The 15,553-nt window shown below is 34.6% G+C and carries 12 protein-coding genes; 8 read left to right on the forward strand and 4 right to left on the reverse strand.

Annotation, left to right across the window (positions count from 1 at the left end; all coding sequences use genetic code 11):
* Positions 1 to 26: 26 nt before the first annotated feature.
* Both ESZ48_RS18730 and ESZ48_RS18735 read right to left on the reverse strand, forming a co-directional pair.
* Positions 27 to 1,160: a glycosyltransferase gene (locus ESZ48_RS18730; RefSeq protein WP_129019039.1), complete on the reverse strand. Its 1,134-nt coding sequence runs from the start codon at positions 1,158 to 1,160 to the stop codon at positions 27 to 29.
* Positions 1,157 to 1,981, reverse strand: a complete 825-nt coding sequence (locus ESZ48_RS18735; protein ID WP_394345734.1) for a hypothetical protein — start codon at positions 1,979 to 1,981, stop codon at positions 1,157 to 1,159. Before ESZ48_RS18735 ends, ESZ48_RS18730 begins: the two co-directional genes overlap by 4 nt.
* Before the next feature lie 167 nt (positions 1,982 to 2,148).
* Between ESZ48_RS18735 and ESZ48_RS18740 the strand changes: the two genes are divergently transcribed.
* The 7 genes from ESZ48_RS18740 (at position 2,149) to ESZ48_RS19865 (ending at position 9,877) form a co-directional block, all read left to right on the forward strand.
* Positions 2,149 to 2,787 carry an outer membrane beta-barrel protein gene (locus ESZ48_RS18740; RefSeq protein WP_129019041.1) on the forward strand — a complete coding sequence of 213 codons (639 nt, stop codon included), beginning with the start codon at positions 2,149 to 2,151 and terminating at the stop codon, positions 2,785 to 2,787.
* Positions 2,788 to 3,390: a crossover junction endodeoxyribonuclease RuvC gene (gene ruvC / locus ESZ48_RS18745; RefSeq protein ID WP_223266512.1), complete on the forward strand. Its 603-nt coding sequence runs from the start codon at positions 2,788 to 2,790 to the stop codon at positions 3,388 to 3,390. It abuts the gene before it with no gap.
* A gap of 314 nt (positions 3,391 to 3,704) precedes the next feature.
* Positions 3,705 to 4,877, forward strand: a complete 1,173-nt coding sequence (gene hemW / locus ESZ48_RS18750; RefSeq protein ID WP_223266514.1) for a radical SAM family heme chaperone HemW — start codon at positions 3,705 to 3,707, stop codon at positions 4,875 to 4,877.
* 66 nt (positions 4,878 to 4,943) lie between these two features.
* Positions 4,944 to 5,561 carry a hypothetical protein gene (locus ESZ48_RS18755; protein ID WP_129019043.1) on the forward strand — a complete coding sequence of 206 codons (618 nt, stop codon included), beginning with the start codon at positions 4,944 to 4,946 and terminating at the stop codon, positions 5,559 to 5,561.
* Positions 5,562 to 5,632: 71 nt separating this feature from the next.
* Positions 5,633 to 6,382: a cyclase family protein gene (locus ESZ48_RS18760; RefSeq protein ID WP_129019044.1), complete on the forward strand. Its 750-nt coding sequence runs from the start codon at positions 5,633 to 5,635 to the stop codon at positions 6,380 to 6,382.
* Between the two features lie 91 nt (positions 6,383 to 6,473).
* Entirely contained in the window at positions 6,474 to 6,731 is a 258-nt protein-coding gene (locus ESZ48_RS18765; RefSeq protein WP_317128001.1) for a DUF4260 domain-containing protein, read from the forward strand.
* An 86-nt stretch (positions 6,732 to 6,817) separates the two neighbouring features.
* Positions 6,818 to 9,877 (forward strand): CHAT domain-containing protein, encoded by a 3,060-nt coding sequence (locus ESZ48_RS19865; protein WP_129019045.1) that lies wholly within the window; start codon positions 6,818 to 6,820, stop codon positions 9,875 to 9,877.
* Here the strand turns inward: ESZ48_RS19865 and ESZ48_RS18775 are convergent.
* Positions 9,854 to 10,585 (reverse strand): tetratricopeptide repeat protein, encoded by a 732-nt coding sequence (locus tag ESZ48_RS18775; RefSeq protein ID WP_129019046.1) that lies wholly within the window; start codon positions 10,583 to 10,585, stop codon positions 9,854 to 9,856. The genes ESZ48_RS19865 and ESZ48_RS18775 overlap by 24 nt on opposite strands.
* Positions 10,582 to 11,133 (reverse strand): RNA polymerase sigma factor, encoded by a 552-nt coding sequence (locus ESZ48_RS18780; protein ID WP_129019047.1) that lies wholly within the window; start codon positions 11,131 to 11,133, stop codon positions 10,582 to 10,584. Before ESZ48_RS18780 ends, ESZ48_RS18775 begins: the two co-directional genes overlap by 4 nt.
* Positions 11,134 to 11,502: 369 nt before the next feature.
* Here ESZ48_RS18780 and ESZ48_RS18785 point away from each other — a divergent pair, with 369 nt between their 5' ends.
* Positions 11,503 to 15,459, forward strand: coding sequence for a hybrid sensor histidine kinase/response regulator transcription factor (locus ESZ48_RS18785; protein ID WP_129019048.1), 3,957 nt, complete (start codon positions 11,503 to 11,505; stop codon positions 15,457 to 15,459).
* Positions 15,460 to 15,553 lie beyond the last annotated feature (94 nt).

The raw sequence follows: 15,553 nt of genomic DNA on the forward strand, positions 1-15,553 counted from the left end.
ATCTACAAAAATAAATGATAGGAACACTACTTTCTATAGCTTCGATCTTTCCATGTAAAACCCTTGAAAACAGCAATGAACGCTACGTAAACACTAAAAAAAGGATAGCATAACGACGATAAAAAATAATGTTTTAAATGGTTTTTCTGATCGAAGAAATTGGCAGCTTTATAGATTAACAGAAAATCAATACTGAACTTTATAAGAAAAATAAATAATAAGTATTGAGGTGCCATTATGCCGATGGGAACTAATAAAACACAGCAAACCAAAAGTGCATTTTGAGAAAAAACAACAAGTCCCACAAACTTCCCAAACAGATTTTTAGATGCACTGGATTTAGCTGCCCAACGCACGCGCTGCCCAATCAAATTAGACCATGAGTTTAATGCCAAAGTGGAAACAACAGTGTGTTCGCATTTTAAATACTGAACCTTCATTTTATCGTGTTGTATGGCTTTTTCAAGTAAAAAAACATCGTCACCGCTTGCTATTTCCGAATTGCCTTCAAATCCATTAAGCGTTTTAAAAAGCTCTTTTGTATAAGCCAAATTAGCACCATTGCACAAAAAAGGTTTGTTTACGCCGAAGCCTCCAATAGTTGCGCCTTGCAAACTTAGAACATCCAAGAGTTGGAAGTTTTGTAAAAAACCTTGGGTGTTGACGTAGGTTATTGGAGCAACAATAAAGTCAGGTCGTTGCTTTTGGATGAACTCATCAAGGCTGTTCAGCCAATATATTGGAAGCACACTATCCGCATCTGTAGTAACAATCCAGTCATATTTAGCCTGTGAAATCGCCAAGGTAATGGCATCTTTTTTAGGTGAATTACTGGTTCTTTTATTCTTGATCACTTTGAAATTGGTTGGAGGATAACTGGTGTTTGCCGACAAGGAATTGATCAGATCTACCGAAGTGTCATCAGAATCATCATCCACAAAGATAATTTCGAAATAGTCCTTTGGATAATTCAACATTCTTATCGATTCCAAAAGTGCAGGCAGCATTTTTTCTTCATTCCTAAACGGAATAATAACACTAAAACGTGTTTTAGGTTTCAGTTGCCTCAACTCAAAAGTTTTGATACGGTCAAAGCCCAAAAGAAAACGCGCAATGAGTAGGAAGTAAATTAAAGTGATACCAAAACTAATGACAATCATGATACGGTTTTAGGAAGTTTAAACCTAAGCACATGGTAGCTGCCAATGAAGCTGGGGAATACAAAATTTAAAATCCACATTAAGGTGACAATGGATAAAATAATAAACTCAGGAACTCCAAGTAATCCGAACAAATAAACCGCCACACCACCTTTAATGACCACATCGAAAATAAAGATTGAGGGCATAATCGACGCTAATAGATACATGCTTGAGATGGCGATCATGGCTTCAAAATAACTCATCTCAACCCCAAATAAGAACAGTAGATAGTAAAACTGAAATGAAAAGATCAGATACCGCAACAAAGAAAACAGAACTACTTTGAAAATGATTTTGTTGGGAATTCGCCTCACAAAATTCAACAGGTTGGAAATTGTTTTCTTCTGATTATTTAGCCACTTCGTTTTAAAAGTCCAAATTAAGAGCAGGCTTATGATGCCAATCCCAGCTAGCCAAAGGAAGGTGGCACTATAGTTTAATTCGGGATGAAATCTAAGTGTGAAGTACATAAATCCAACAGCTCCAAAAATAGTGGTAATGCCCATTTGTGCAGTATTTCCGAGTAAATTCAGAACCATTATTTTTTTTCGAAACTGCGATGGATAGTATAGCGCTTTAGCACCATAATCGCCAATTCGGTTCGGGGTCAATAAAGAGGCGGTAAGTGCTCCCAAACTTTGCGATTTCGCTTCAATAAATGAAATTTTCAAAATGGAACTTACCAAAGCTTGCCATTTTCGGATTTCCAAAAACCAGTTAAATATGCTCAAGAACGCTAGAATCAGTAATGCATTTACGGAAATTGAGCTAAAACTCATCAAATTTTGGATGAATTGGGCAAAACTCAAATTACCATTTTGAAATAGTTTTGAATATATAAAGTAAAAAGCAGCAACAACAAGACTTAATTTTATAAGTGCAAGCAAGAATTGTTTAGTTTTGTACGCACAATAAATCATTATGACAAATTAAACGATATTTAGCTATGATCCCAAATCTAAAATTACAAAACTTCAGATTGCTTTTATTGCTAACAATTTTGACGACCACTGTATCTGTTGCACAGAGGGATGTTGAAAAATGGAAATTACAGTTGGCTTTGGGAGTGAACAATCCCATAGACAACGGGGAAAATGTTGGTTATTATTCTGAATACATTAATTTTCCGACCATCAATATCGGATTACAGCACATGGTATCCAGGAATTGGGGGGCGAAACTTGACTTAGGTTATAACCGAGCGACTTCAGCAGATGGTTCGTTGCCTTATAAGATGAATTATACGCGTATCAATCTTCAGGCAGTTTATGACTTTCAGGATTTAATTACTTTTCTACCGGACCGATTTGGTCTTGTTGCCCATGCTGGTCCAGGAGTAAGCATGACCAGACCCTTAGGGAAGTATGTCAATAACACCTATAATTATCCTAATGTTATGGGAGGAATGGAATTGCACTACAGAGTCTCTAAATCACTCTCAATTTTTGTCGACGGATCTTATGTTTATTCTCTTGCGGGTAAAAATAAATATGATGTCTCAGATGGCTTTTCGTTCAAAGGAGATTTAATGTATGCCGTCGTTGGTCTTTCCCTATCACTGAGCGGAAACAACTATTGCTTTTAAATGTTGAAAGAAAAAATTATTTTAGGAATTGATCCCGGTACCACGATTATGGGTTTTGGACTTATTAAAGTGGTTGGAAAAAACATGTCGTTTATGCAGTTAAACGAACTTGATCTCAAAAAATACGACGATCATTATCTCAAACTCAAACTCATTTTTGAACGTACCATTGAACTTATTGACACGCATCATCCTGATGAAATAGCTATTGAAGCACCGTTTTTTGGAAAAAACGTGCAAAGTATGTTGAAATTGGGACGTGCTCAAGGTGTTGCTATGGCTGCAGGATTAAGCAGAGAGATTCCGATTACCGAGTATGCTCCAAAAAAAATTAAAATGGCGATTACTGGCAATGGAAATGCCAGCAAAGAACAAGTTGCTAAAATGCTTCAAAGTTTGTTGGGACTAAAAACCTTACCAAAAAACCTGGATTCCATGGATGGTTTGGCAGCTGCGGTATGTCATTTTTATAATTCAGGTAAAATTGAGATTGGTAAAAGCTATACAGGCTGGGCAGCTTTTGTGAAACAGAATAGTGCGCCAGTTTCCAAAGGAGGTGTGAAAAATAATCCAATTGTGGATTTGAGAAAGAAGAAAGGATAGTTGTTCAGTCTGCAGTTGGCAGTCTCAGTCTCAGTCTCAGTTTTCAGTGAGGCTCTTCATCTAAAGTAATGAGCCCTTTGTGCAACTTTTTGGAATAGCTTTTTTTAGTCATCAGTCGGCAGTTGGCAGTCATAGTATTCAGAGGATCTTCTTCAATTTTGTTCATCCCTTATGCAAATTTGTCGAATAGCTTTTTTACTTTCGTTGATCAAATCTGGCGAATTTTTAAAATAGATTAGTAAAACACGCTAACCACCTTCTTGGATAAATATCGTCAGTAAAAAACGCAGTCCATTTTGGCAAATAAAAATAATATCCATTCGACTAAGAATTCTTCCCCTTCGGGGAAGGTAGATGGGGATTTCGGCATCTACATCCACATCCCATTTTGCAAACAAGCCTGTCACTACTGTGACTTCCATTTTTCGACCTCATTAAAGAAGAAAGACGAATTGGTCAATGCTTTGGCAAAAGAATTGGTGTTGCGAAAAGATGAATTCAAAAACCAAAACGTTGAAACCATCTATTTCGGAGGCGGAACCCCGAGTTTATTGTCGATTGAAGAATTACAGTTTTTGATTGATGAAGTTTACAAAAATTATAAGGTTTCCGAAAATCCAGAAATTACCATAGAAGCCAATCCTGACGATCTAACGCATCAAAAACTTAATGACTACGCAGCTTCTCCAATCAACCGCCTTTCCATCGGCATTCAATCTTTTTTCGAAGAAGATTTAAAACTCATGAATCGCGCACACAATTCAGATGAAGCAAAAAAATGTTTGGAAGAGGCCACCAAACACTTCGATAATATTTCCATCGATTTAATTTACGGCATTCCCGGAATGAGCAACGAGCGCTGGATTCAAAATTTAGAAATAGCATTGGCCTTCAATATTCCCCATATTTCAAGTTATGCCTTAACCGTTGAGCCTAAAACCGCTTTGGCTACCTTTATTAAAAAAGGCATTATTAAAAATGTTGATGATGATTTGGCACAAGAGCAATTTCACATCATGATTGAAAAGCTGGAAGCAGCTGGCTTTATACATTACGAACTTTCTAATTTTGGAAAGCCCGGATATTTCAGCAGAAATAATTCAGCCTATTGGCAAGGGAAACCGTATTTAGGTATTGGACCTTCGGCACATTCATTTGACGGAAAACATCGGGGTTGGAACGTGCGAAACAATTCAAAATACATCCAATCTTTAAACGAAAATGTCATTCCCATTGAAACTGAAACCCTTTCCACCACTGACAAATACAACGAATATGTGATGACTGGACTACGCACCATTTGGGGCGTTTCCATAGAAAAAGTGGAGAAGGAATTTGGAGAACTCTATAAAAATTATCTTTTGGAGCAATCCCAAAAACATATTATTAGACAATTATTGTATCTTGACGATGGCAAATTGCTGGTCACAAAAAAAGGCAAATTTTTGAGTGATGGCATAGCTTCTGATCTTTTTAAAATAAATTAATTAACTCTCTCAGGGTTTCAAACCCTGAGAGAGTTTTAGAAGGAGTTTTGGAGATTTATAAATATTATGGCGTCATTAGATAAAATAGAATTCGGTCAATATTACCATATTTATAATAGAGGAAATAATGGAGATGCCATCTTCTTTGACGAAGATAATTACAGATATTTTCGCTCACTTTACCCAAAGTATATTTACCCTATAGCAGATACTTTTTGTTGGTGCTTACTAAAAAACCATTTTCATTTTTTAATAAGGATTAAAGAACTTGATGAAATCAAGATAGACCAATTAAATGATTCTACGAATATTAGAATAAACATAGAAAAAGTTAATCCCTCAAAGCAATTTTCACATCTTTTCAATGCTTACACACAAGCTGTAAATAAAAAGTATGATCGAACAGGAAGTGTGTTTGAAAAACCTTTCAAAAGAAAATTAGTAACCTCTCAGGATTATTTTATAAAATTGATTTTTTATATTTATAATAATCCTGTTCATCACAGATTAGCTGATACAATTTCAGATTATAAATGGTCATCATACCATTCAATCCTATCATCGATGCCAACCTATATATTAAGAAATGAAGTCATTGAATTGTTTGATGATTTGCTAAATTTTAAAATATATCATTCCAAAAATCAAGATTTTGAAGATATTAAATCTTTAATTCTGGAGTGATTTTTAACCCTCTCAGGGTTATAAACCCTGAGAGGGCTAAGTGATGAAAAAGTTAAAATACAAGTAAAAAGATGAAAGCAACCATACAATACCAGTCAAATACCTATGTGATAGATTTATCTCAACCTCTTGATATTTCCATTCCTTTGCGCGCCACAATTAATAACGTGAATGCGTGGTATATTGGAGAACCAAAAATTGAACCTGTTAAAACACGCGAATGGATTGGAAGCGTGAAAGCAGGCGGTGCGGTGAACTTTAACAATATCTATTTCAATCCACACGCCCATGGCACGCATACGGAATGTATTGGGCATATTACGGAAGAATTCCATTCTATCAATAAAAATTTGAAGCAGTTTTTCTTTACCGCGGAATTGATTTCTGTCGCTCCAGAAAACTATATGAAGGATACAGTTATTTCCAGACAACAAATAGAGGTGTTGTTGAAAGGTAAAACACCTGAAGCTTTGGTTATTAGGACACTGCCAAATACAAAAGGTAAAAAAAGTCGGCATTATTCTGAGACCAATTGGACCTATTTAACCGAAGAAGCGATGGTGTTTATCCGAGAGATTGGCGTTAAACATTTGTTGATCGACTTGCCTAGTGTGGATCGGGAGCATGATGGAGGAAAATTGACCTCTCACAAAGCTTTTTGGGATTTTGATGGCGAGCGAAGAATGGATTGCACCATCACTGAACTCATCTACGTTAAAAATAAAATAGAGGACGGTAGTTTTCTATTGAATTTACAGATTGCTCCCTTTGTAAATGATGCGACACCAAGCAAACCTTTATTGTATAAGCTCATAGAATGATATGAAATCAACTTTATAGTTGGAGGAATTGGCGATGTTTGGATTGGGAATTTTTGCTTTTAACCAATTAGATTTTGCCTGGTGGTAGTTTTTGGTTTTAATTCTCACACCAGATATTGGCATGTTCGGATACCTAATAAACTCAAAATTTGGTGCGCTTATCTATAATATTTTCCACCATAAGGGATTAGCTATTTTGGTTTATTTAGCGGGAATTTATTTTGCGAATGATATCGTACAACTTGCTGGGATTATCTTATTCTCACATGCTTCTTTGGATCGGGTATTTGGCTACGGACTTAAATACGAAACTTCATTTAACGATTCGCATTTGAAGCCATTAAAATGAAATAATGGCTTCAGGTGATTAAAAATGAGTTCAGTACATCATAAATTGAGTTAATTGCTTAAATTTAAGTTGTTTTGAACTTGCTTATGAAACAACATGTTTTCATTTTCTTATCTCTACTCTGGTTATCTTTTGGTTTTTCCCAGACCATCTACGATAAAGATGACTTAACAATTCTGGCAGATTCACTATCTAACACAGGTTTGTATAAACGCGCGATTTCCCTTAGAAAAGAGGCTATAAAAACTCAAAAAAAAGCATCAAAAGATTATCGAGTTTATTTAGACGCAAAATACCACCATACAAAATCCTGTGATTATGAATTTGATAGTTACTCGTATTATGATCCAGATAAAAACATTACAAAGGAGGTACGTGAACGTTATTTAGATAGTGGGTTGCAATCAGCGATTAAGGCAAGAGATTTATTGATAAAAATGGAAGTTCCAGACCGTATGTTTCAATCTCAAGTTCAGAGTAGAATCTATCATCAAACCGCCTATTTGGGGAATTGGAAACATGCATTGGAACAGGCGCAGTTAGGTTATGAATTCTTGAAAGACACGCTTACAAACAATGATAAAGTTGTTGTGGATTGGATTTATGACCTTGGATATATATACTCCAAGTTAGGTGATTATTCTAAATCGGTTGAAAATTTTCAAAGCTCCATAGATTTATATCTAAATGTTACTGGGGACAATAACTTTGATATCGGATTGTCCTACAATAATCTCGCCATTGAATATAGTAAATTAGGCTTGAGGAAATTGGAGTTGGAATCGCTTCTTAAAGCTCAAAATATTTGGGAGAAACTTGATGAGGAAAGCGTTCAAAGATTTCTTTATACGTGTTATGGCAATTTATTCTATTGGTATTCCTATTACGGCGATTTTGATAAAGCTGAGGAATATATTTCAAAGAAAAACAGGCTGAAAGCACTTTCAAATAATAGGAGTACAGACCTTTTATTTAGAAATAAAGAAGAGGTGTATAAAAACAAATTATCGGAATGGTATGATTTAATGTTGCATTATTCTAGGAAAAAAGATACTATTCAGATGGTTTTTTATGTGGACACTATTTTAAAAGCCATTAATTCTGATAGGAAATTATTTGATTTTGAAACCTATCAACTCAGTTCTACATTAAAGTTTTACGCGTCATTTATAGAAAATGAAAACCCGGAGGAAGCTCTACTAATGGTTGATAGAGCTATTGCAGTTCAACATAAGTATAAAGATATTTTTTATACTAAAGCTTTTGGTTTTCAGCTTTATAAAGCCGAATTGTTATTAAAGTCTAAAAAATATGCTGAGGCTAAAATAGTGTTGGAAGATTTAAATGATCTTAGCGATATCCGAGAAATTTCCGACCGATTTAAACTTACCCTTTTAAATGCGAAAACGGCTCAAGGTTTTCATGATAATAAAAACGCTAAAATTTATTTTGATGATGCCTTTTCAGTCTTAAAGGATTCTGAAAAATCGATTGAGGATGTAAAACTACAAGATTTGATACCGTTAGTTTCCTTTGAAACCATTGAAGGTTTCTTAGCCATGGGAGATTTTTACAAACAATTATATAAAGAAGAAAACAATAAAAATGATTTAAAAAAGGCAAGCCATCGCTACTTTTTGGCTTCTGAAATTTACAATCAATTGTATTTGGGGCAGCGTTATAATGAGCGATTGTTTACGACCTATAATGACGTCAATGAACGTTTGATGGACATCGGTTTTGAGCAATTAAATGATAAGAAGTTATTGTCACAAATAATCAACAGCATTGAAAATAATGGATCCAAATTGATTTGGTCGCGGTTCGTATTTAACAACCGACGTCAAGAATTTGCTGTTCCTGAACGTTTTATTGATCAAGAAGAAAATATAAAAGCACAGCTCAATTTCTATCAGAATGCCCTTGTGGATGCTGATGAGAATTCTGAAGAAAAAATTGCGCTTTGGAAAGACAAGGTTTTTGATTTAAAGAATGACCTGTCTAAACTACATGACTCCATAAAGCATCAAAACAATACTTATTATCAGTTGAATGTCAAAGATTTTAATGTGATGTCGTTACAGAAATCACTCAAAGACGCTGAGGTAATTTTAAAATATGTCTTTACTGATGATCATCTCTACGCTTTCTTAATCTCAAACAATAATATACAATTAGTATCTAAATCAGATAAAGGAAAAGTTTTAGAAACTTTAAAAATATGCCTGATGGATTTAAAACATAGAACAACAAATTATCAAGAGTCATTCAAAAGCTTAGAAACGATTTTGTTTGATCAAATCGATTTGAATGCTTTTAAAAAATTGATTATTATTCCAGATGGTGCCTTAAATTATTTTCCGTTTGAAGCACTTATTCTAAATAAAAAAATGCCTGATATCAGCTATGCTTCGTCATTACTTCTTTATCAAGAACAAAAGTCTGAATCTCCAGGTAATGAAGCACTTCATATAGGTGCCTTTTCAGTTTCAAACAACAGTCGCAAATTGCCAAGAACGTATGACGAAATCAACGCCATTCTTAAAGTTTTTAAGGGGAAGAGTTATCCAAATGCTTCAAAACAAGAGTTTCTTCAAAACTTGGATGGATTTAACGTACTACATTTAGCAATGCATTCCAATATTGATGAGTTACAGCCTGAGTTTTCATCTTTGAACTTTTATGGCGACAGTGATAATCGCTTGTTTATTTCTGAACTTTATAATGAAAGTTTAGACGCTGATATGGCAGTCCTGAGCGCTTGTGACACGGGTAGCGGGTTTTATGAAAATGGCGAGGGTGTTATCAGTTTGTCGCGAGCTTTCAGTTATGCTGGCGTGCCAAGTACGGTAATGAGCTTGTGGAAAGTGGATGATGAAGCCACAGCTAAAATTATGTCCTATTTTTATGAACATTTGAAAAAAGGAGAAACAAAGGATGAAGCGCTTAAAAATGCCAAATTGGATTATTTAAAACATACGGACGACGATTTATTAAGACATCCTTATTATTGGTCAGGATTTGTCATAACCGGTAATACGGATGCCCTTGTTGAAAAAAAAAGCTATTGGATTTATCTCTCCATTATACCTTTTGTAATGCTCGGGTTTTTTAGAAAAAAGTTATTCCAATTTTTTAAGAAGTAACTGTGCTTCTTTTTTCTTAAAGGATTCTCCGGAATCTATATATATCTTCAGTTCCTGATTGGCTTTATCCAATTCTTCCATTTTAATATAAGCCAAAGCTAAGTACCAATGTGTTCGATGCCTTAAAGCATCAGTATAAAACAGATGCTTCTTGAAAACCGCAATGGCATCTTCTGTTTTATCTAATGCTAAAAGTGCGTTGCCTTCATAAAACAATAATTCTGAATTCTTTGTATTCTCAAAAGCATTTTCAAAAAGCGGAATGGCCTCATTATATTCGGCTGCGCTATAAGCAATGAAAGCATTGTTTAGAAGTTCGTCATTACTTTCTGAACGTACAATAGGTGCGCTGACATTTTTTGAAGGTTCAAAATACGTATTGAACAATTGCTCAGTATTGAGATCCTTGTTTAATAAAAATGTGATGCCTAATGTAATAAGTAATAGTGCTGCCACAGCAATCATGGGTTTTAAACGCCTGGGAGATTTTGATTTTTGATTATCCTTAAATTCAGACTCGTAGGATCCCAATTGGCTTTTAAATTGCGCATCATCTTCCGCCTCTGAGACGTATTGTATGTTTTTTAGAAAATCTACTTCAGCCTTGAAATCTTGGTCGGTTTTATACTGGTTTTTAAATTCTACAAGTTCGACTTCTGATAGTTGTTTAGAAAAATATTTTTCTATTAGTGTTTCGTTAATTGTCATCTTGGGGATGTTTTGATGAGGTCTTTTAGTGTTTTCAGGCAGCGCGACTTATGACTTCGCACTACGGCTTCACTTTCGTAACCATATTGTTTTGCTATTTCTTCGTTAGTTAGTCCTCTATAAAAGCTTAATGTTAACATCTGCTGGCAACTTTTTCCTAACCGATTGAAATGATGCTGTAATAATCTCTGCTCTTCGGTTAATTCCTTTTCATCCTCAACCTGTATGACATCATATTCAGAATCGGCATTATGGAGCTTCGGATTGTATGAGCTTTTGGTGGCGTAATCTTTGAGTTTGTTATAAATTAAATGTTTTCCAATGCCAAATAGATACGTTTTAAAACTGCTGTTAACACTATGTAGTTTACCTGAAATTGCATGTTTTCTGATGGCAATAAATGCCTCTTGGTAGATATCGGCACAATCCGTTTTATCAATATTGTATTTTCTTGAAAACGCAAAAAACTCATCACGATAGCGTCCATAAAGCTCTTTAGTACGTGAGTTGTCATCACATTTTAGTGCATCTATATGTTGGTTTTCCATATGAATTTGGAGTTTTTTCAGGAAAATGTTAACAATGTGATTTTTTCTTACATTAAAGATAAATTAATCTTATTAAAATCAAAATGAAAAACTTAAAATGTCAGGTGCCCAGGTACTTATGACATTCGTTTTTCGTCGTCTTTTGAAACAACATACCAATGACAATGCTTATAAAAAATAAAAAGGTGGGTTGAACAAAAACCTAAAAATGTTTGACACAAAACCGTTTTATGGTAGAATAGATAAACCGATTTTTAATTGGTCGCCGATACTTATAAATCACGTATTTAATAAAAAATTAATGACGTCGGCTGGTTCGCTAAGTTGCTTAAATTAAATTGCTTAAATTTAAGTTGCTTAAACCACTTTATGAAAAAGGCCTGTTTTCTCCTTAGCGCTTTATTTGTAATTAAGTCTTTCGGTCAATCGCAAGTGTCCTTTAGACAGTTATCGGTAAACGACGGACTTTCACAAAATAGTGTTGTTTCCGTTACTCAAGATAGTATTGGATATCTTTGGCTGGCGACACAAGATGGTCTTAATAAGTTTGACGGCAATAAATTTCAAAAATACAATTCGCTTTTTGTAGATGTAACCAAGCCCACTTACAGTCATTTAGGAAAGGTTTATACCGATCGTGAAGGGAATATCATTACCATTCCTATTTCTAGAAAACCTCAGATTTATAATAAAGGAGAAGACAACTTCAGCCCCTTTTCAAATCTAGAAGATGTCAGTACAGTGTTTCAGGATAGCAAAAATAATTACTGGTTTGGTACTTATTCTTCTGGGCTGTTTAAAATGGATGGCTTTACTCAAAAGCTAGCACACATTATACCTTCAGAAAAAATAGGCTGTATCTATTCCATTTCGGAAGATAAAATCGGAAATGTTTGGCTTGCTAGTCAAGGTAAAATCGTGAGTGTGAATATCGAAAACAACAGGTTTGCACCTCTTTTTCCTGATGATAACTTCAAATCTGTTACAAATTACAGTTCCATCTTATTTGATGCTTTAGGGAATATGTGGCTTGGGTCTTACGGAAATGGATTGTGGATCAAGGCATCTAAATCTTCACTTTTCAAAAGAGTTCCTGCCTTAGTTGAAGAAAAAAATGAGCTGCCCAAAAATTTGAATATTTTATCCATGCATATCGATAAAAAAAATCGATTATGGGTTGGCACATTTGGCAACGGGCTTTATAAAATGAATCTAAATACTTATAAAACAGATCATTTTGAGGTTAAAAAACACAATCCACGCGCTTTGCACCATAATGATATACTTAGCATTTTTGAAGATTACACAGGTACTATATGGTTTGGAACAGATGGTGCTGGTATCAGTTTCTATGATGAATATCTGGAGAAATTCAACGTTATTAATAACGCTCAAATACCTGAGGAAGTCAGTATAGATTTAGTGAGAGCCATACAAGTAGCTAGTAATGGAGACGTTTGGATTGGCACCAGTGGGAAAGGCCTGTCAAGATATACACCTAAAACGAACCAATGGAAAACCTATTCTGAAAATGAAGGCGGTTTAAACTCCAATAGAGTGGTTAGTTTATTTATGGATGAAGATGATGATTTATGGATAGGTACTCAAGGCGATGGTTTAAATATTATGCAAACCGATGGAAAAACAAAAGTTTATAACAAAAACACACCAATTGCATTACCTACTGAAACCATTTGGGATATTTTTAAAGATGCTTCCAATAATACTTGGTTGGCCACAAGAGACCACGGAATGCTGTTGTTTGATAAAGTTAAAGGCGTTCTAGGTACTTATGATAAATCGCACGGATTGCCAAGCAATAACATAAGAGTTATACTGCAAGGTCCCCATCAAACCCTTTGGGTTGGCACAGAAGAAAATGGTGTCTTTTTGTTCGATACTACAACCAAAACCTTAATCGATTTTCAGAAGGACTTTAAGATAAAAGATGCTCATTATCTGAACAAAATAAAATCGCTTTATTACGATAATAGCGGGTTTTTATGGGTTGGCACCAATGGTCATGGGCTGAGTGTGTTCAATTTAAATGATAAAACATTTTACAATTACACCACAGATGATGGACTGCCAAATAATGTTATTTATGCTGTTTTGCCCGATATAAAAAACAATTTGTGGCTAAGTTCAAACAGAGGCATCACAATGCTCACACCTCCAGTAGATTTTAAAAACACACCAGTTATTGTTAATTATGATAATTATGATGGTTTGGCTACCGAATTTAATACGGGAGCTCATTTTAAAACTGATAATGATACTTTTTATTTTGGTGGTTTAGAAGGCTATTATTGGTTTAATCCAGCGGAAATCCAAAAAAATGAAGTGCTACCGAAAACAGTGATTACCGATTTTCAAGTTTTTCAACAAAGTTTTCCGTTGGTCAGTAATACTGAGTTGACCTATAAACAAAACACGGTATCATTTACATTCTCAAGTTTGCAGTTTTCGCTTCCCAAGAAGAATGAATACAGATATAAATTAGAAAATCACGACAATCATTGGATAGAATCGAAAAATTTGAACTCAGTCAGATATACGAATTTACCTCATGGGTCTTACAATTTTTTAGTAAAATCCAGTAACTATGATGGTGTTTGGAATGAAAAATCAGATAGTTTTTCGTTTACCATTTTAAAGCCATGGTATTTAACTAATTGGATGTTTTTTGTTTATAGCTTGTTTGCCTTAATTCTTGCTGCCTTAACCTATTACTATTTTAAATGGAGATGGAAGATGACCTTCAACCTAAAGCAAGAAAAGCAAGAGTCGGAAAGATTGAAACGCCTAGGAGAATATAAAACAAAAATATATACCAATTTAGCTCATGAATTTAGAACCCCATTAACGCTTATTTCTGGCCCTATTAAAAAGCAATTGTTAACGAGCGATTTGAAATCAGATTCAAAAAATGATTTGCAATTAGCAGAGCGCAACATTGACCAGTTGTTGAGTTTGGTGAATCAGTTGTTGGAGTTGTCAAAACTGGAATCGGGTAGAATGGCGTTGAAAGTTAAACAGAACGATTTGGGCCTGTATTTAAAAGTGCTTACTGAATCGTTTCAGTTTTTAGCCGAACAAAATGAGCTAGAGTTAACAGCGACAATTCCAGATATTGGAGACGCATGGTTTGATGCGGATAGTATTGAAAGGATTGTGAATAATCTGTTTTCCAATGCCGTAAAATACACTTCCAAAGGCGGTTCTATTGACTTTCATGTAGAGAAAACCGATGACAAAAGACTGCGAATGACTTTCGTAAACGATATTGATGTTATAGTAGAAAAAGACATATATAAAATATTTAATCGATTTTATCAAATAAATGAGGACTCGGAAGGTTCGGGCATCGGACTTTCCTTGGTTAAAGAGTTGACGACCTTGTGTCATGGAACCATTGAAGCTTCGTATGTAGAGGCTACAAAAATGAAGTTTGTTATCAATTTGCCCATTACAAAAAATGCCTTTTTAGAAAATGAAATAGATACTTCTGCAGTTTTTCAAAGTGATGACTCTCAAATTGAAATAGCAAAAAGTAATGTTACTGAAAACACTGCCAAATCGATCGCTTTGGTTGTTGATGATAATCAAGACATTAGAGAGTTCGTTAAATCGTTGTTGATCGACAATTTTAAAATCGTTGAGGCCAAAAACGGAAGGGAAGGTGTTGAGAAGGCGTTTAAAATCATTCCAGATATTATTATCTCTGATGTGGTTATGCCCTTAATGACGGGTATCGAACTTTGTGAAATTTTAAAAAGTGATGATAAAACCTCACACATTCCTATCATTATACTCACCGGGAAAACAGATGATATAACAGAAATAGCGGGATTAAAAACGGGTGCAGATGATTATATTAAGAAACCATTTAACCCAAAAACGCTCCAAATAAGAGTTAATAATATTATTCAAAACAGAAATAAAATACATCAACGTTTCAAACAGGATAATCTTTTTAGTCCAAAAGAAATTGCTGCGACCTCAGCAGATGAAGTGTTTTTGGGGAAAGTCCAAATAATATTAGACCAACACTTAACAAATCCAGAATTTACTTCCGAAGTTTTCAGCAAACATGTTGGCATGAGCAGAATGCAATTACACAGAAAAATGTTGGCATATACGGGACTTTCTACGTCACATTTTATTAGGTCTCAACGTTTAAAACAAGCCACCTCTGTTTTAAAATCTTCACAATATACTATTAATGAAGTCGCCTATATGGTAGGCTTCAGTACCCCATCTTACTTTATAAAATGTTTTAAGGAAATGTATGGTCTAACGCCGTTAGAGTATCTTAACAAGTAGCATTTAACTTCACTTTTTCGTCTGATGTTACAATAGTTCTATATTATGTTACATAGCAGGCATCTTCTATTAAGCCTTTGATTTAGTTTTGATT

This window comes from Gelidibacter gilvus (assembly GCF_004115975.1).
Classification (GTDB): domain Bacteria; phylum Bacteroidota; class Bacteroidia; order Flavobacteriales; family Flavobacteriaceae; genus Gelidibacter; species Gelidibacter gilvus.

What these genes read in the sequence shown, in the direction of transcription:
- ESZ48_RS18730 (WP_129019039.1), bottom strand. Translation starts at nt 1,160, where the DNA reads ATGATTGTCATTAGTTTTGGTATCACTTTAATTTACTTCCTACTCATT.
- ESZ48_RS18735 (WP_394345734.1), bottom strand. Translation starts at nt 1,981, where the DNA reads ATGAGTTTTAGCTCAATTTCCGTAAATGCATTACTGATTCTAGCGTTC.
- ESZ48_RS18740 (WP_129019041.1), top strand. Translation starts at nt 2,149, where the DNA reads ATGATCCCAAATCTAAAATTACAAAACTTCAGATTGCTTTTATTGCTA.
- ruvC (WP_223266512.1), top strand. Translation starts at nt 2,788, where the DNA reads ATGTTGAAAGAAAAAATTATTTTAGGAATTGATCCCGGTACCACGATT.
- ESZ48_RS18755 (WP_129019043.1), top strand. Translation starts at nt 4,944, where the DNA reads ATGGCGTCATTAGATAAAATAGAATTCGGTCAATATTACCATATTTAT.
- ESZ48_RS18760 (WP_129019044.1), top strand. Translation starts at nt 5,633, where the DNA reads ATGAAAGCAACCATACAATACCAGTCAAATACCTATGTGATAGATTTA.
- ESZ48_RS19865 (WP_129019045.1), top strand. Translation starts at nt 6,818, where the DNA reads ATGAAACAACATGTTTTCATTTTCTTATCTCTACTCTGGTTATCTTTT.
- ESZ48_RS18775 (WP_129019046.1), bottom strand. Translation starts at nt 10,585, where the DNA reads ATGACAATTAACGAAACACTAATAGAAAAATATTTTTCTAAACAACTA.
- ESZ48_RS18780 (WP_129019047.1), bottom strand. Translation starts at nt 11,133, where the DNA reads ATGGAAAACCAACATATAGATGCACTAAAATGTGATGACAACTCACGT.
- ESZ48_RS18785 (WP_129019048.1), top strand. Translation starts at nt 11,503, where the DNA reads ATGAAAAAGGCCTGTTTTCTCCTTAGCGCTTTATTTGTAATTAAGTCT.